11 protein-coding genes and 1 pseudogene are annotated in these 18,534 nt (G+C 43.1%); 3 read left to right on the top strand and 9 right to left on the bottom strand.

The features are described from left to right. The first annotated feature begins 140 nt into the window (after positions 1–140). Together DXA05_RS12905 and DXA05_RS12900 are read left to right on the top strand one after the other, a co-directional pair. Positions 141–761: an HAD family phosphatase gene (locus tag DXA05_RS12905; protein ID WP_004314330.1), complete on the top strand. Its 621-nt coding sequence runs from the start codon at positions 141–143 to the stop codon at positions 759–761. Positions 762–798: 37 nt separating this feature from the next. Beyond that, complete coding sequence (locus DXA05_RS12900; protein ID WP_128859223.1) at positions 799–1,608, top strand: SDR family oxidoreductase; 810 nt, start codon at positions 799–801, stop codon at positions 1,606–1,608. Positions 1,609–1,758: 150 nt separating this feature from the next. On the opposite strand, the gene DXA05_RS12895 is transcribed toward DXA05_RS12900, so the two are convergent. The 3 genes from DXA05_RS12895 to DXA05_RS12885 are packed head-to-tail and all read right to left on the bottom strand — an operon-like array spanning position 1,759 to position 3,753. Next, positions 1,759–2,487: a DUF6064 family protein gene (locus DXA05_RS12895; protein ID WP_004296021.1), complete on the bottom strand. Its 729-nt coding sequence runs from the start codon at positions 2,485–2,487 to the stop codon at positions 1,759–1,761. Between the two features lie 11 nt (positions 2,488–2,498). Continuing rightward, positions 2,499–2,984 carry a threonine/serine exporter family protein gene (locus tag DXA05_RS12890; RefSeq protein WP_004318282.1) on the bottom strand — a complete coding sequence of 162 codons (486 nt, stop codon included), beginning with the start codon at positions 2,982–2,984 and terminating at the stop codon, positions 2,499–2,501. 1 nt (position 2,985) lies between these two features. After that, positions 2,986–3,753 (bottom strand): threonine/serine exporter family protein, encoded by a 768-nt coding sequence (locus DXA05_RS12885; protein ID WP_022198938.1) that lies wholly within the window; start codon positions 3,751–3,753, stop codon positions 2,986–2,988. Positions 3,754–3,830: 77 nt separating this feature from the next. On the opposite strand from DXA05_RS12885, the gene DXA05_RS12880 reads away from it, so the two are divergent. After that, entirely contained in the window at positions 3,831–5,084 is a 1,254-nt protein-coding gene (locus DXA05_RS12880) for an MFS transporter (protein ID WP_118299382.1), read from the top strand. A gap of 118 nt (positions 5,085–5,202) precedes the next feature. On the opposite strand, the gene DXA05_RS12875 is transcribed toward DXA05_RS12880, so the two are convergent. The 6 genes and pseudogenes from DXA05_RS12875 to DXA05_RS12850 all read right to left on the bottom strand — a co-directional run bounded on the left by DXA05_RS12875 (position 5,203) and on the right by DXA05_RS12850 (position 18,382). Further along, positions 5,203–5,454: a hypothetical protein gene (locus tag DXA05_RS12875; protein WP_004309749.1), complete on the bottom strand. Its 252-nt coding sequence runs from the start codon at positions 5,452–5,454 to the stop codon at positions 5,203–5,205. 82 nt (positions 5,455–5,536) lie between these two features. Beyond that, complete coding sequence (locus DXA05_RS12870) at positions 5,537–6,088, bottom strand: sigma-70 family RNA polymerase sigma factor (protein WP_004296026.1); 552 nt, start codon at positions 6,086–6,088, stop codon at positions 5,537–5,539. A 176-nt stretch (positions 6,089–6,264) separates the two neighbouring features. Beyond that, the gene (locus DXA05_RS12865) at positions 6,265–9,390 is read right to left on the bottom strand and encodes a DUF6298 domain-containing protein (RefSeq protein ID WP_118299383.1); all 3,126 of its coding nucleotides are present in this window, start codon (positions 9,388–9,390) and stop codon (positions 6,265–6,267) included. A gap of 30 nt (positions 9,391–9,420) precedes the next feature. Beyond that, a pseudogene (locus tag DXA05_RS12860) lies at positions 9,421–11,102 on the bottom strand (thrombospondin type 3 repeat-containing protein). A gap of 58 nt (positions 11,103–11,160) precedes the next feature. After that, the gene (locus DXA05_RS12855; protein ID WP_128859222.1) at positions 11,161–15,591 is read right to left on the bottom strand and encodes a two-component regulator propeller domain-containing protein; all 4,431 of its coding nucleotides are present in this window, start codon (positions 15,589–15,591) and stop codon (positions 11,161–11,163) included. Between the two features lie 136 nt (positions 15,592–15,727). Further along, the gene (locus DXA05_RS12850; protein ID WP_128859221.1) at positions 15,728–18,382 is read right to left on the bottom strand and encodes a glycoside hydrolase family 2 TIM barrel-domain containing protein; all 2,655 of its coding nucleotides are present in this window, start codon (positions 18,380–18,382) and stop codon (positions 15,728–15,730) included. Positions 18,383–18,534 lie beyond the last annotated feature (152 nt).

Below are 18,534 nucleotides of genomic sequence, written 5' to 3'. Positions count from 1 at the left end.
GTGACACTATCCTTGCTAAATGGCGTCACTATCCTGACAGGATAGCGTCACTATGTTTTTTTGACAAATATCAAGCCGTTGCGGGCTATTAATTAAGAAGATAAGCCGTATCTTTGTAGCAAACAAGAAAATTATATATCATGATTAAAAACATTGTATTTGATTTTGGAGGAGTGATTGTAGATATTGATCGTGACAAAGCGGTTCAGGCATTTATCAAACTAGGACTGGCAGATGCTGATACCCGGCTGGATAAATATCACCAGACCGGCATCTTTCAAGAATTGGAAGAAGGAAAGCTAAGCGCGGATGAGTTTCGGAAACAATTGGGGGATTTATGTGGCCGTCCATTGACGATGGAGGAAACCAAACAGGCATGGCTGGGCTTTTTCAATGAAGTAAATCTAAATAAACTCGATTATATATTGGAATTGAGAAAGTCCTATCATGTGTATATTTTAAGTAATACCAATCCTTTTGTTATGTCGTGGGCATGCAGCCCCGATTTCTCATCGAAGAAAAAGCCGTTGAATGATTATTGTGACAAACTATATTTGTCTTATCAGGTCGGTCACACGAAACCTGCACCCGAAATTTTCGAATTTATGGTGAATGATTGTAATATCATTCCTTCCGAAACTTTATTTGTTGATGACGGCGCTTCAAATATCCATATAGGCAAGGAACTCGGATTTGAAACGTTCCAGCCGAAGAATGGTGAAGATTGGCGGGAAGAAATGACTGCTATCTTGGAGAAATGATAATTGAGCAGTTAGTACCATACCGCAAATAAGAAATATGCAACCACAAGTCATACTTATCACCGGAGCATCTTCCGGATTCGGCAAGATTACCGCTCAAATGTTATCGGAACGAGGGCACATCGTTTATGGAACAAGCCGGAAACCTTCCGAAGACATGAATCAAGTAAAGATGCTTGTTGTCGATGTTACCAATTCCTTTTCCGTTTGTCAGGCCGTAGAGCGGATTCTATCGGAGCAGGGACGGATTGACGTATTGATTAATAATGCCGGAATAGGTATCGGCGGCGCATTAGAACTTGCTACTGAAGAAGAAGTGAATATACAAATGAATACAAACTTCTTCGGCGTAGTGAATATGTGTAAAGCTGTTTTGCCATCTATGCGAAAGGCGCGAAAGGGCAAGATTATCAATATCAGTTCTATCGGTGGTGTAATGGGAATTCCCTATCAGGGATTTTATTCTGCTTCGAAATTTGCAGTGGAGGGATATAGCGAAGCATTGGCTTTAGAGGTTCATCCGTTCCATATAAAAGTTTGTGTAGTAGAACCGGGAGATTTCAACACCGGATTTACTGATAACCGGAATATCTCCGAACAGACAAGACTGGATGCCGATTACGGAGAAAGTTTTCTGAAATCATTAGAGATTATAGAAAAAGAAGAACGTAATGGATGCCATCCGCGGAAGTTGGGTGCTGCCATCTGTAAGATAGTGGAACGTACCAATCCTCCTTTTCGGACGAAAGTAGGTCCCTGGATACAGGTATTGTTTGCGAAGAGTAAAAAATGGTTGCCTGATGCAGTGATACAATATGCCTTACGGATATTCTACGCAATTAAGTAAACGATACGATATATAAAAGAAACTGTTCTCAAAGTTCCTAAAAGAAAAATCGTCCTTACTATAGTCTATCGTAGTAAGGACGATTTTATAAAATCAAGGTTTTTTTGAACAGCCTCTTTTTTTGATCTGAATATCTTCTATGTGGCCGGATTAACCCTTCGGAACCAATTCCAAAAACATGGTAGTAGTCAGCAACACGGCCAGTCCGACGCAAACGCTTATCAACAGCCAATTGATATATTTTGCTTTCGGCTTGGTGTCGGCATGCAGATTGTTCAGGAAATATTCCCTAAAGAAAAGATACAGGCCGGGGATCGTGGCACTTGCCAATAAGAAATCTTCCGGAATCTGAAAGAAATAAGTTTTGGATAATCCGATCAGTGACCAATGGCAAAGGAACAATACCAAAAACATATTGACCTTTTGCGCAAACAGCAATAACAATCCGATGGTAAACACCACTACCGAACAAGGCATGACCGGAGAAGTCATTTCCGGGAATGAAAGTCCGCGTGCCAATGAAACCAAAGGATATATAAAAGGCATTGCCAACAGGACATAAGACAGTAGATCATATTTGTGGGTACGTTCAAAGGTAGTATATCCCGTAATCGCATCCCATATCCAAATGATAGCCATCACACCCCAAAACATAGCCATTACTCCATTATAACTACGCTCTTCACAGTAGATATAATAGTAGACCAGAGAAATCCACGTATACAGACCTATCATATAGAACTTCATCGCCATTTTCACCCACGGACGTGGTCGGCCGATAAGCAATCCGGTCAATGCAATACCAATCAGAATGATAACTATCTGTAACAGCCAGGTAGCTGAATTATAATATGCAATTGTTCTCCAAAAAATCTCCATAAAAGTTCGTTTTAGTGTCTTGTTAATGAAAAGGCTCTATGTGGGAACAGGAACATCGGGAACGTAGCTCCTACTGCCAACATGAAAATCACTGTGCTTGCTATCAGAGTATTAGAGAAGAACATCGACATGAACTTGTCCAGTTTATCCGGATCATTCACATTTTGCAGACACATGATAAGTGAAAATACCATGTTGTATGCAAACTTTCCCGGAATCATGGGAAGTAACGCCGGAATGTACAATACCGTCATCGGGCAATATACTTTTTTCCCTAACCACAAACTACCGAAGCCGATGACTAATCCGGCAAACAACGAACCTGTGGCAATATCCACGCCTAAATAAGTCATTAAACAAAAACGACAAGCGTGTCCCAATGCTGCCAGTATGGCAATCATCTTGAATGCACGCAAAGGAGGATCGGAAATTGCACCAAATCCTATACCTGCTACTGCTGCAAAAAATCCATCCGTAAGAATGTCAAGTGCTATCATATCAAATTAAACTGTTTTTTACCATTAATAATGTGAAGGAAAGTCCGATAGCGATGCTGACAATCAGCAAAGAAGCCTCTGTCAGACGGGCAAATCCTGTTAATACATATCCCTCTACTACATCAATCACGCCATTAATCAAAGGCACCCCAGGCACAAGATAAAGCACGCTGGTTGCCATGGCAATCTCCGAAGTTGTGTCGAAAATCAGCGCGGTGGAAGCACACAGGGAAGCAACAAAAGCCGAAACAATAAATACAACATAATGATTGATCTTTTTCGCCTGCATTTGTTGTTTCAGGTAGAATCCTGTAATGGTAGCCGAGAACACGATTCCCATCGAAATTAAATCACCGCCGAATAATTTACAGAAAGAGGCATTGGCAAATCCTACTAATAATAATACGAAAAGAGAGTGTATCCGCGGAGCAGAAATAATCTTCTTGTATTTGTCTTTCAATTCTTCCAATGACAAATGATTGTCTACTGCTTCCCAGCTTAATGCGCTTAACTCTGAATTATGTTCAAAACTGATCGGGTGTGCAGGAATGTCTATAACCTCGTTACAAGCCTCGTTTGTTTCTTTGTCTATAATAGTCAGAATGATGTTTCTATGAAATACGCTTAATTTGACATCTAATCCGAAAGCCTCTCCAATACGCTTTGTGTTGCGTACCACCCGCGAGGTGTGTACTCCGGCCCCCATTAAATGGGCTGAATATTCTGCAATAAATTTACCTATGGATAATAAAGATTCGCCTGTCTTCATGAATATGATATTTTTAAATCGGGCGCAAAAGTACAAAAAAAATAGATACCTTTGCCGCGATTAAAAATAAAAAATGCATGAATAACCAATTTACGCATCCAAAAGAGAGAATACGTTTTGCCATATTGACTTTTTTCTTTGCCCAAGGACTTTGTATGGCAAGTTGGGCCAGCCGAATCCCTGATTTTAAAGACGTTTTTGCTGCAAATTATGCTTTCTACTGGGGACTGATTTTATTTATGATCCCTGTCGGAAAATTTGTCGCGATCCCCTTGGCTGGCTATCTTGTTTCGAAGTTAGGAAGCCGGAGTATGGTACAGGTCAGTATCCTGGGATACGCTTCATCCCTGCTTTGTGTCGGACTGGCTCATGAGGTCTATCTTTTAGGCTTTCTGCTCTTTTGCTTCGGGGTGTGCTGGAATTTATGTGATATATCATTCAATACACAAGGCATTGAAGTGGAACGTTTGTATGGTAAAACCATTATGGCCACTTTTCATGGAGGATGGAGTCTGGGGGCATGTGCAGGAGCACTTATCGGCTTCGTAATGATTTTGGCAGGAGTCTCCCCTATTTGGCATTACACACTGATATTTATAATCATCCTTATAATTGCACTTTCCGGGCGGAAATATTTGCAGGAGAGCGCACCGCAGGAAGCGGAAGTTTCTGATACAAAGACGCAGGAAAGAAATACAGCCAAAGCTCCCAATGGTTTTCGCCTGTTATTTCAAAAACCGGAAATGTTGCTTTTGCAGTTAGGACTTGTCGGACTGTTCGCGCTGATTGTAGAAAGCGCAATGTTCGACTGGAGTGCCGTTTATTTCGAATCAGTGGTTCACGTACCTAAGTCATTGCAAATCGGTTTTCTTGTATTTATGATTATGATGGCAACGGGCCGTTTCCTGACTAACTATGCTTATCAGCTTTGGGGAAAGAAGAAAGTCCTGCAACTGGCGGGCAGCTTTATCTGTATCGGCTTTTTTGTTTCTGCCCTGTTAGGAGGAGTTTTCGAATCTATGGCCATGAAAGTAATCATCAATTCTTTAGGTTTCATGCTGGTCGGCTTGGGAATATCCTGCATTGTGCCTACTTTGTACAGCTTCGTGGGAGCCAAATCAAAAACACCGGTCAGTATTGCACTTACCATTCTGTCAAGTATCAGTTTTATAGGTTCGTTGATTGCTCCCCTGCTTATCGGTGCCATCTCGCAGGCGTTCGATATCCGTATCGCTTATATGATTATCGGTATATTGGGTGGATGTATCGTATTAATAGTCAGTTTCAGTAGTGCTTTCGATATTCAGGAATCCGGCGATAAACCTGAATAGAACAAATAAAAAACGCAGCCTTTCACAGTGTTTAAAATTAAACCTCCTGTGAAAGGCCGCGTCAATCTTTTAATGCCTTAACTAACCTAACTACTTTATCTTAACTATACTAACCTATCTACAAAATACCCGAAAAATCTTTTATACTACTAATAATCCTATCTTTCAATTCGTTATTTTCAACTATTGAGAAGCCACAGTCTACATTTGCCGGAGCCAATAATACAGCTTTAGCTTCTTCTGCATCTGCCATCTCTTCCGGGTGCTCTCTGAAATAAGTTTCCCATTGGGAAGCTGATTGCGGAGTTACACCCAGCACATAGTTGATAAAATCATCATCCGTCAAAAAATCCATTACCTTTGAGCACATATCGCATCCTTTTTAAGCGTTTACATAAGTAGGACGGCGTTATCCTGTCTATGTACTCAACCCATTTACCTTTTTACTAAAATTAACTTGCCAGACTACGCAACTTTGTCAATCCGCGATGCATCAGGTTGCGTACAGACTGATAATTCATATTCATAATCTCGCAGATATCCTCGTATTTCTTTTCTTCTATATAATATAATGTAAGCGCTTCGCGTTGGCGGGGAGATAATTGATCCAGCAGACGTCTAACCAATGAAAATTCATTCTTGCGTTGCTCTTCTTCCATATAATCATCTTCTACATCTGTAGGAGTGGATATGCTAACTTCTTCTACTGCTGTATCAGACATATACATACGTCTGCGAAGTTCATCACACAACTTATTCTTTAAGGAGATGAATAAATAAGATCTCAAATTATCGATTGTTCCTAATTCATCTTTCTTTGTATAGAGTTTCACGAAGATGTCATGAATACAATCTTTCAGTAACTCTTTATCAATGGTCAACTTCAATCCGTAATTAAAAAGGACGTTGATGTGCAAGTTATACAGCTGTGAAAAAGCTGCCATGTTTCCCGCTTGAAAAGAAGCGAGCAAAGTGTCGGTTGAATGATTAGTCTGTTCCATCATAGCATTAATTCGATTGATTTGATGTTGCAAAACTAAGCAGTATCGACCGCAACTTTGGGTAAAATCTGGTTTGTGGATTGAAAAAACAAGTATCATGTTTTATAACACTCTTTTACTAGAAATTACCAATAAAAAGCAAAAATCCCGCTGAATGGTCTTCAACGGGATTCTTTGCTTTATAACTTATGGAACCAATAAATGCCTTCTTTCTTATCTGGCACCTTTAGATTGTATAAGCCATTTATTTTCAGTGATTTATTTATCGTTTCAATCTTTCCGGAAGCAGGATGAATGTACTTTAATACATACTTTCCGGACGATAATTGAACAGGAATTTCTGTTCCGGACTTGGAATAAATGATACTTCCAATATCAGATTTTACCATTTTCTTGTACTCATCCGTATTTGTTTCTTCCACTTCCATGGCTGCTGCATCCTTCAGGAACGCTTTATCTGTGCACGGAATTACAGGACATGAACCTCCTGCCATGAATACAGCCCATCCCATAGCCGGATAATTCTGTGCGTAGAATGTCACTGCCTTTTGAGGAAATTTCTGACGATACTCATTGACAGCTTTATATGCTTCTGTGAAAGTCACCTTTCCCACTTTCATCTTACGCATGTGCTGACGTGGCGCCATATTCTTTCCACCTTCCGGCGCAAAGATTCCGTCCGTCTTATAATGCCAATACCGGATATCAATAATATCTACTACGGCAGCGCGTTTAGGATCTGCAAGGATTGCATCCTGTACGTCTTTCGTTGTACTCAATGCCACTTTCGCTTTCTTCCCGGTTTCAGTTTCCCATTCAGCTATCACGTCCAACCAAAATTGTACGAAGTGCAACGGGCCTGTAAATTCGGCGCTTGTCAACTGAATAACATTCGAATTGTCTGCGAAGTTATTCAGGCATTGGCGGATATATTGTCTGTGCAGTTCACGACGGACAGGATGAGTAATGTCATAGAACATATCCGCCACAAAGATTCGTTTGTCTCCGGCAAATGGAGCCGGTTCAGGAAATCCGGTCTGATTGATGTTATTGCTGCTTCTCCATGGAGAATCTACCCAATGAGCACCGGCTTCCAATATATTGTGCTGGAAATAGTTTTCATGGAACAACAGCAGTCCGTCCTTATTTCCTTTTTCTGCAAATTCTTTTAAGCGGCTCCAGTACCATGCATTAGGGCGTTTCAAATCATATTTGCTCAATCCTTCCCATGCTGTTCCCTGACCGCTACGACCGAATGGCTGTTCATAGAAAGGTCCCCATACATCACCATCCCGACGGCGAACCCGTTCGTGGTCATCCCGGCGACGATCATACCAAAGACCGTAATTCTGATCGAAAACAAGAATGTTTTTCTGTTTCATAAAGTCGACTACAGAATCAATGCGGTCGGTTAATCCCAATCCCTCGCGTCCCGGCACAAAGCGGGTGATGGCCGGACTTGCCTTTTTCAGATAATTGGTTTTGAGCTTTCCGTTCCACCAAGGGGTGGTATGACTACCTCCAACCAATAGAGCTCCGTCCATCTGAATACGTCCATTGGTTACAGTTACTTCCGGTTGGGTTAATAATTTAGCAGCAGCAGAAAAAGAAGAAGAATTTGCAAGCGCAGTGCTCTTTTTCTCTTTAATATCATCGATTGATTTTACTCCGGTTGATGCCACTGAAGGAGCAAACTTATTATCACCGATCCAATGTTCCAACGTCAACCGTGGTTTATATGCTTCTTTAGCAAGTTCCATAGCTACTTCCACTGTAGGACTACTGGTTGCACTTGTATTTCTGGGCAGAATACGTGCACGTTCTGCACATTCTTTGTTCAACCGTTCTTCCAATTGAGCATAAAAAATACTACGAGGTTGTACATGATTGTTGGATTGTGCCCATTCACCGTCACCGGAGAATTGTGCCCAACAACCGTATGCACGGTTCATCGCATCTTTTGCCGGGGCATAACATTCGATTTCCGCTGCCGTACATTGCCAAAACAAGCTGTTTGCCGTATTCCAACCGGCTCCGTTTTTATCTTGTCCCAAATTCTTGAAAGTCAGGTTATGACCGTCGATATTTACTACGTCAAACAGCAGTCCGCACGCCCAGGCATCGATAGAGCCACTGAATCCCAAAGATTCATACGAATCACATTGTACAAAAGCATTGGGACCGGCTGCACAATATCCGGCAGCAAAGTCATGAATACCCTGTTCCGAATAGCAGCGTTGAAATAAAGTTTGTTGTCCCAGCGTATGGAAAGTGCAACGACGCATCCCTCCGATTTCTGAAACGGGTTCTTTCGAGATACAGTCTTCAACGGTAATTTTGGAACCTGTACGCTGAACAATTACAGCACTTCCTGCAAAATGCTTGAAATTAACCAGTCTCACCCAACAGTTTTCCGCATCCTCAATGGAAATACCTGTCCAGCAATGATCCTCGTCTTTAGGATAACGCTTGTCGTAATCAGAAATCAGTGTCATATTTTCTACGCCACAATCGTGAATACGTCCGTTCCATTGATAAGTCAACAGGGAAGAAGTTCCATAGTTGGCATCCAAAGCTACGGTCAGCGGAGCATCCAGTGTTACCTGGTTACCGTTTACTTCGCAGACTGTTCTGTCCCAAGTCAGATCCATGTCACCTTCTTTCCATCCCAAAGCACTGATACCTCCTCCAAAAATATCACAACCCAAAGAGGCAATCCATTCTTTGCCGGAAGGACGGGTAACCATGACACGGTCTCCTTTTTTCAGAGAAACACCCGAAGCGACTTCCAATGTTCTCGCGTTTACCGGAACATAGTGGGAAAGCACCTTCAATGTGTCTTGCACATTCAGGTCGTCCACTCCTTCCATGTAGATAAGCGCACCTCTGTCCACGCCCTTTTTCAGCAGTATTGTTTTTTCTTTATCCGTACCCCGCAATACAATTCCGGATGCGGAGATACGAATACTGCCGGACAGGGAAAATTCTCCCTGATCGAGTAATACGGCTCCCCGAAAACCGGAAGCGTCAGGAGTCAGCGAAGCTACATAATCAATGGCACGTTGAATACGCGCAGTATTATCTCCGGCTTTCCAGGGTACAAACACCACATTGCGGACAGAAGGAATATCCTGTTCGGAAGATTTATATCCGCATGTAGAGAAATCGAGAATCCGGTTTCCCCGATCATCATTCAGGTAAGTGATCTGGTCATTCTTAACCTGTAAAGCAAAGGTTTGCGCATAACTTTGCACAAACCCAATGCTCAATAATCCTAAAAGGATCGTTCTTACTTGTATATTCATTACAATAAACTTTAATCTCTTTTCATCCGGTTACAACAGACTTTTCCGTTTAGACAATGTATCGTAATTGTTCTTCAAGTCTGTCCAGTCCACTTTCTTTCTGGTGTCTATACCATTGATGTATTTTTCAATATTGGTATATCCGTCACCGTTGCAGTCCATGTTTGCGTCAGCCGGGTCGTTCGGATTCAATCCGTTGGCAATTTCCCAAGCATCCGGCATACCGTCGCCGTCCGAGTCTACTACCGCTTCACCTTTATATTCGGGCAGGCCGCCTACCTGACGAATATCTGTGATGATACCTTGCTTGTAAGAATCAGCCGGTAACCGTCTCTTCACGTAAGGAGAGACAAACTCCGGTGCATCTTTCGCATAAATGGCCTTTCCTGTTTGTACGGTTTTAATGACACGTGCATCTACTGCGTCACGTTTCGGAAAATTAGCTCCTACATTATCTAATACAAAGGTATAAGCTTTTTTGGTATCCATTACAGTTACCGGTGGCATTTTAAAAGCCTCGTCCGATTTAATTAGCGGCAGAAACTTTGCGGCGTCCACCTCTTCTTTAAGTTGTACGCCTCCGTCCCAATTATCTTTTGTAACTTTGGCATTGCCATGGATAATATTTCCATTTACGTATGCTTTTCCGAATGAAAGCGGTCTGTTTTTGTCACGTCCCGCTTCCGGTTTGAGAATACGATAAGAAATCGGTTTACCTATCGGAGTGATCGGACCGGGCTTGAAGTAGTTGTTTATCATATTGTAGAAACTGTTGTGATCGCCTCCGTCTACGGAACGGTTCCACCAGTTGAAAACAACATTATTGACGAAGTTAAAGTCGCCGTCCATACCTACCGAACTATTCCGGCTGATGTTGGAAGCAAAGAGATTACGGCAGAACATACTGTTATGCCCACCGATGGTTGCACCGAAAGCATGATTGTAGGTATCCAATGCTTCAGAGAAAATAGAATTCTGGATGGTAATGTTTACCGTCGGAAGTTTCAGCCCGTGTCCGTTTGCCCCTCTGTTGTATACATGACGTAGATAGACATGTTTTCATCCAATCCCCAACTGGCGGAGCAATGGTCAATCATGATATTTCCAACCGCATTCCCTCCTACTGCATCATCACGGAAAGCTACGTCCTGCGCACCGCGGCGGAAGCGCATGTGACGAATCACGACATCGTGTGTATCGATCAGGAAAGATTGTCCGGTGACGCAAATACCATCTCCGGGAGCTGTTTGTCCGGCAATTGTTACATAAGGGGCACGTACGCTAATCGGGCTTTTCAAACGAATCACTCCCGCTACATTGAATACAATAATACGTGCACCTCCCGTTTCGCAGGCTTCGCGTAATGTTCCGGGGCCGGAATCTTCCAGCGAAGTGACTACGATCACTTTCCCTCCACGACCACCGGGAGTATACATACCTCCGCCTTCCGCACCGGGGAAAGCCGGGATATTACTTTTTATCAAATCTTCGGGTTTGGAGGCCCAAGGCTTATAGGGACGACCTTTCTTTGCTTCTTCTAACACTGTCGGCAAAGCTTTTTCCCATGCCGCATCCGATTTCCGTTCAAACTCCGCTTCTTGTTTTGCTCCTCTTGCTTTTACCGAGTCCGGAATTACAGGATACTGGGCTGCCACAGGTAGTACACAGGCAACCAGCATCCACGCTGATAATACTTTCTTAATGTTGTTCATTCTTTCGAATCTTAATTAGGTTTCTAAAAGGACGATTAAGAAAGCATTTTGTAATCGGTTATCTCTCTCCTTTCCGCCATTCATTCATATATTCGCGAGGGGACTGATTATATTTTTTCCGGAAACACTTACTATAATATCCCGAATCCTTGAATCCGACAGCAAAAGCAATTTCGGAAACACTTAAATCCGTATTTTTAATCAGCTCGATAGATTTATTCAAACGAATCTCTTTTACCAGATCGACGGGTGCCAGGCCGGTAAGACTCTTCAGTTTCTTGAAGAATGCCGAACGGCTCAATCCGATACCGGATGCTATGGTGTCAATGTTAAAGTCACTGTCGTCCATATTTTCTTCAATGACCTGATGTATCTTTTCGAGGAACTGTACGTCTTTCTTTACCAAAAATTGTTCGTAGCTGTCTTCTTCGGTCGTCGTCTGGTTTTCCATTTGCTGACGGATTCGTTCACGGAACAGTTTCCGTTCGGCAAGCAACTGGTCGATACGTGCCAACAGATATTCCTTACTGAAAGGTTTGGTGATGTAGGCGTTCGCCCCTAAAGTGATCGCTTTGGTCTTGGCGCCTTCATCATTCTTCGCAGTCAGGATAATGACAGGGATATGACTGATTTGGAAATCTTTGCGGATGGATTGCAACATTTCAAGCCCATCCATTTCGGGCATCATCTGATCGGTCACCACAATATCCGGATGATACAGATGTACTTTCTTCAAACCTTCCACTCCGTTATTGGCAATATGGATATTGAATTTGTCTTCCAGCTGGAGCTTTATCAACTGGCAAAGGTCTTTGTTATCTTCCACCAACAGAAGGGTCGGTAATGAAGCGTCGATTTCCGGTTCTTCTTCCGTACCCTCTTCGGATATGGCATTTGCAACAGGATCTTGTTCTACCGAAACAGGGGCTGTCTCCGTATCTCCCACATAGAAGTCTACTTCCGACGGGCGGTAATGTTCCTTATCCATCAGGAGTTCTACAATAAACACCGCTCCTTGTCCTTCGGGACTTTCGGCACGAATCTGTCCGTGATGCAGATTGACGATCTCTTTTGAAAGTGCCAATCCGATACCAGTGCCTTGATAATAGGAGTTTTTCGCGTTCTCTCCTTGCGAGAAGCGTTCGAAAATCTCGGTCAGTTTATTTTGTGGAATACCTACTCCGTTATCTTCCACCCGTACGTAACAACGTTTACCGTCGTCTGTCAATCCGGTAGTTATATAAATACTTCCTCCGGAATGAGTGAATTTGAATGCGTTGGATATGATGTTGCGGATAACAATGCTCATTTTTTCCTTGTCCGCCCATACCATAATCGGTTCATCCGGCAACTGGAAAGTAAAACTGATCTCGTTTTCTTCGGAAAGTACCCGGAATTCTTTCTGGAAAGAAGCTATCATCTCATTAAAATCAATTAATGACACATGCAAACGCATCTTGCCGTTCTGAATCTTCCGGAAATCAAGGATCTGATTCACTAATTGCAGCATTTGATTGGTGTTCTTCTCCATCAGATCCACATATTGCAATCCTTTCGGAGAGAGCTTTTCGCGTTCTCTTAGTTCCTGTATCGGACCTTTTATCAATGTCAAAGGAGTGCGCAATTCATGGGAGATATTGGTAAAGAACTTGATTTTCATCTCCGATACCTTCTGCTCGATATAAATATCATTCTTCATTTTGAGCATGAAGAAAGCCAGGCGCAGGCTGAAATAGAGAGCTGCCAAACCTAGAATTACATATATAAGGGTTGCCCACCAGCTCAACCACCACGGTGGAAGGATAGTAATAGCCAATGTACAGTTGGAAACCAGCTCCGGATTGGCTTCATCTACGGTTTCTACACGGAATGTATAGTCGCCGGGAGGTACGTTGGTATAAGAAGCGATACGATTCTTTCCGTTATAATGCCATTCTTTTTCATATCCTTCAAGTATATATCGGTAAGATACCCGGTTCTGATTATAGAAATTCAATGCGGCAAATTCAATCGTGAACATGGATTGATTGTAGTTCAGTTCGATTGCTTTGGCGTATGTGATGGATTCTTTCAGAATCGGACATTCGCGGAAACTACGCAGATCGCGGTTGGAAACTTTAAAGTCAACAATACGTGTATCGTAGTTCGTATGCAATGTTTCCAGTTTGTCGGGAGAGAATGTCAGGATTCCCTGCCGGGTACCAATCCACAAGTCTCCATTCAAGGTACGGAGGGCACTACCCTCTTCCAGCTCTACGTTCAGGAAACCGTCGTATTTGTCGTAGTTACGAAACTGTTCGGTAGCCTTATTGAAGCAAGACAAGCCAATTTCCGTTGTAAACCACAAGTTGCCGTTTTTATCTTCTACGATGGATTTGACTACATCATTATTCATTCCTTCACGTATGCCGTATGATTTGAAGATCGGTTCACGCTTTTCTTTATCATAGCGGACTAATTTATTCAAACCGCCTCCGAATACACTTACCCAGATTTGCGAATCAGTATCTTTGTAGAGTACATAAATATCGTTATCCGCTACGTTTGAATTTTCGCTGACCTGGCGGTACGTTTCAAACTGGATCTGTTCGGGGGTAGTGAAATGTCCGTCGAAAGACATCAGCCCATCCATTGTTCCTACCCAAATACGTCCGTCTTCATCTTCCGTCATGGTACGCACCTCCATATAAAGACCGTATGCAGGATATTGTTTCAAGCCATTGTATTTATGTATAAAGGTAATTGCTCCGTTCTCTTCGGAAATTAGATTCAGACCTCCTCCCAGTAATCCTACCCAAATGCGTCCCTGGCTGTCCTGATAAGTAAAGTACACATCGTTGTTACTGATAGAATTCGGATTCTTGGGGTCATTGATATAACGGGTAAAACGCAACCCGTGCGGTGAATTCATGTCCGGTTCGGCTTTAACAAGCCCGTTTCCTTTGGTAGAAAACCAAAGATTACCGTCTTTGTCTTCCATAATATGATATACGGCTCCCAACAGATAGTTCTTATCCGAGAAGATTTGTTTCACTTGTCCGTTACGATCCAGGCGATACAGGGCTTGCCAGCGGGTTCCTACCCAAATATCTCCATTTTGCGCCTGGAAGAGGGCACGTATTCCCTGGTTCCAGGAAGTCGATCTCTCGGGCACTACCGGAGATGGAGAAACTTCTGTCAGCAGTTGGAATTGCTTCTTGGGGAAATTAAGCCTGTATACTCCGCTGCTCGTAGATGCCAGCCAAAGGATGCCATCTTTATCCAGCAGAAGATGGAAGAAAAGCTGATTGGGAAGATCGTCGGAGAAAGGCTTCAATTGGTTGATACGGGTCATTTCCAGTTTCTCCCTGTCGAATAGAAGAATTTCTCCTCCCGGAGTCATAAAGAACATGCCCTGTTCGCCGGCATCCTGCATTTCAAAATTGCCGATTGCGTTCTGATTGGGGAATGTAAAGCGGTGATGGCTCCTGTTCAGGGGATCATAATAGGTCAATGCTTGGTTACCCTCCTGAAACCATACCTTATCATATTTATCATAGAATATAATTCCATTGTCTTTTTCGGGGATGGTAAAGGGGAGTTTGGTCAACTGCTTGTAGCCGATATTGTACTCGTATGCTCCTTCGTTGGTGGTAATGTACATCAAACCGGATTCCGTTACCAGCAAATTAGAAACCGGCTGTTTGATTTCCGGTATCTCGTAACGGTTGACCACTCCGTTTTGCGGATCAATGCTATAAATGTGGCCTTTCTTGTCTCCCAACCATAAGAATTTAGAATTATAAGAGGCACAAGTAAACTGATCCGGGTTAGCAGATACTTTTTTCTGTATAAAGTCGGCAGGTTTGTCTTTCAGCGCTTCCCCTTTCCGTAGGGACAGAATCTGATAATCCATACCGATCCAATTGATAAACTCGGCTGTTTCGCAGAATATGTTGTGTTTCAGACGCATGTCGTACACGTTCACGTTAGGACGCGAATCATGCAATTGTTTCATCGTTATTTTACCTTCCTTGTCGGTGTACGCACGCAAAAGACTTTTATCTTTTGTCAGCAACAATACGTCGCCGTCTTCGGTCGTCTGAATTTTGATAATCTGAATGTTCTCGGAATATTCTTTCACATCATCGTAGACGGCATGAAAGCTCTCATGCCGTTTATCAAACAGATAGAGCTTACGGTCGATAGTCTTAATCCACAGAAAACCATTCTTATCTTCTACGATACGCTGAATTTTACGCGGCGGAATATCTGTGGAATAAAAGCCGTCATGGTTATCGTAGGAACGGAATTTACTTCCGTCAAAGCTGCATAGTCCATACCAGGTACCAAACCAGATAAATCCGTCTTGTCCTTTTAATGTACAGTTTACGATATTATTAGGCAAACCACGTTCAGCCGTGTAGTGTTCTACAATCATATTTGGATAGGCAAAAGCATACATGCCTATCATGGATAGTAATAGTATTAGAATATTCCGTTTTCTCATTGATGGCTATAATTGGAATTAAACGTACTCAAAGATAGTCTTTTTTTTTGAATAGTGCTTTAGTAACATATAAAAAACAAGTTGGCAGGTCACCCCGCTAATCTCTAATCACTAACCTGCTAATCACTTTATCGTACTATTTTTCAGTTCCAAATTCAGTCTGTTGACGTTCTACTTCATCCAACACCCGTTGGCGTTCTTCCTCTGTCAGTTGCACTTTTCCTTCAGATGATTCTTTGCCCGGGTTTACATTGAGAGTGGACGGTGTTGTCCTTTGTATTTCATAAGTCTGTTCCTCATAGCAGAAAGGAAGTTCTGCAGGAACGCTTTCCAGTTCAATTTCAGTAGCTGTCGGAGCTTGAGTGCCCTCAAACTGTACGCGGGCTTTCACCTTTATTTTTCCGGCTTTCCGGGTAGAACGAATCAACACCGGAGCAGAGCCGAACTCTACCGCACGGGGATTGGCGCCAATAGTAGCATCTCCGATGATTTCTCCTTCACCTTCTACCGTGAAAACGATATTGTCTTTTGCCAGACGGCGCACATTCCCACTATCATCGGTTACTTCAGCAACTACGACGATAAAGTCGGAGCCATCAGCTATCAGGTTCACTTTTTGAGTATCTACATAAAGACGTAGTTTGGTGGAACGTCGGGAAGGCATTTTCTTTTGAGTGCATACCACTTTTCCGTCGATGATTCCTTCGGCAACCATGTTCACTTTTTGCCAGTTTTTTTGAGTATAGCTATATCCGCGTGCTTCCCAAAAGTCCCAGACATTCTCGAATATAACGGGAGCATTCGGCATGTGCCCTTTGGCATGAACCACCGGTTTCGTCCAGGTTTTCGTTCCATCATAAATAGAAAGACGGACTGAATCACAGTTTGTGAATACAACTACGTCCTTATCGGAGAACTGTGACATTTCATGAGCAATGAATATCATCGGGCCACATTCTGCCAATGGGTGTTGGAGGCTGGCCGGCGACTGGCTGCGAAATACTTCATACGCATATTTCTTCTGACGGAAAGCATCATAAATACCGCCCCAATAAGGATCCGGATGGTAACCACGCTGATGATCGAACGGATGCCATTGGGCGCCACCGATAAATAAACCGGTCGTGCGGTACATCTCGTCATAGCTCTTTGCCAAGGACATAGCCTGTACCAGTAACGGGCGTTCTCCCCAACTGCGGCTGGCACGGTTATTATTGTTGTGAGCATACCAGTCGTCTACATTCTCCCCGAATTCACGGGTAAAGATACATTGCTCCGGCTTGTCTTCCTTTTCATCATCACCCGGCCAGCCATAAACAACGTCATAATGCTCTTTCACTCCGGCCGAATGGACATCGGCAGCAGCTACCGGACGTCCTGGATAGGGATATTCTTCTTTGGTAATCTCAAGAGCTTTCAAGGCAAAATCGAGCGGATAGCGGGTTTCATTCAAGATGGGTTCCCACATCAATACGGAAGGGTGATTACGGTCACGACGAATCATTTCGCGGGTATTCTGATGAACCAACTCCCCGAATTTCGGGTCTTTGTTCCAATACTGCCATCCCGGAGTAGCGACAATCACGAACAAACCGAGCTCGTCACAGGCATCCATAAAGGCTGGGTCTTGGGGATAGTGGGCTACCCTAATAATGGTACATCCGGCATCACGCAGACGTTTGGCGTCACGCCATTGCTGTGAGTTCGGCAAAGCATTGCCTACGTATGCAAAATCCTGATGGCGGTTGGCTCCTACCAGTTGTCCGAAAGGTTTGCCATTCAGCCAGAATCCGTCTTTACCACGGAATTCTGCCAGACGAATACCGACACGGGTAATGCCTCCGTCAATGGATTTATTTCCTTTTTTAATACGTGATTGTACCCTATATAAATAAGGTGTATCCGGTGACCAAAGAGTAGGATTCTTTACTTCCATCTGTTGACGGATGGATTTCTTCTCTCCCGGCTTTAAAGAAAGTTTTCCTGAACTACGCTTGATTACTTTTCCATCCGCATCTGTCAAAGTCGTTTCTACAGTGACTGACTCGGAACGGGTGTCGTCATTCTGAACTTCGGTGTTTACATATACCTGCGCACTCTTGTCACTGATCTTATCAAAATGAACGAATACACCTCCACCGCCAACGATTTGTGAATCAATAGCGTCAGTAATAGCTACCGGAGATTTGGCAATCATCCATACATCACGATAAATGCCACCATGATAAGCAAAGTCTAATGTATATTGACGTTTTCCGGGAGGATAGGATTTGTCATCACTGTTGTCCGTGAAAACAGCGAGCAGACAGGAGTCTCCGGCTTGTACGCCATTGGCGGTCAAGTCTAAAGTAAAAGGCAGATAACCTCCCAGATGTTCCTGAATGCGTTTACCATTCAGATAAAGAATCTGTTTGCCCATAGCTGCTTCAAAATGAAGCACCACCCGTTGCCCTTTTGTTTCAGCGGGGAGGACAAAGTGTTTACGGTACCAGGCCGGTCCCTGATAATTGCGGCATCCGCTTCCTTCGGCCGGCATCAACTCTACGGTATGAGGGGTGGAAACGACATTCCAGGAACGGTCATCGAAGTTTACCGCTTCTGCTCCCCGGACATCGCCTCTGAAAAAGCGCCATCCCGGATTGAAATTATAGACTTGTCGCCCGCTACCGGGAAGCTGGATGAATCCGGCAACCGATGTCTCGGGACGGTAAGTTTCTGTAGCCTGCCCTTTTTCTATCAAGGAAAATAGCAACAGAAAAGCTGATAAGATGATAAATGGTCTTTTATTCATAATTCTTTATTTATATATTTCATTCGTTAAATGGGAATTTATCGGTTAAAATGGGAATTTTGCAGTTAAATGAGAATTTATCGGTTAGGCTGAAAGCCTTACAATTATATATTTATTGGGATGCCCTGAAAGGGCTTAATTATATAGCGTAG

This window comes from Bacteroides sp. AM54-2NS (genome assembly GCF_003602935.1).
In the GTDB taxonomy this organism is placed as follows: Bacteria; Bacteroidota; Bacteroidia; order Bacteroidales; family Bacteroidaceae; genus Bacteroides; species Bacteroides xylanisolvens.
Note: the sequence above shows the minus strand (reverse complement) of the source record. Positions and strands in the feature narration are given on the sequence as shown.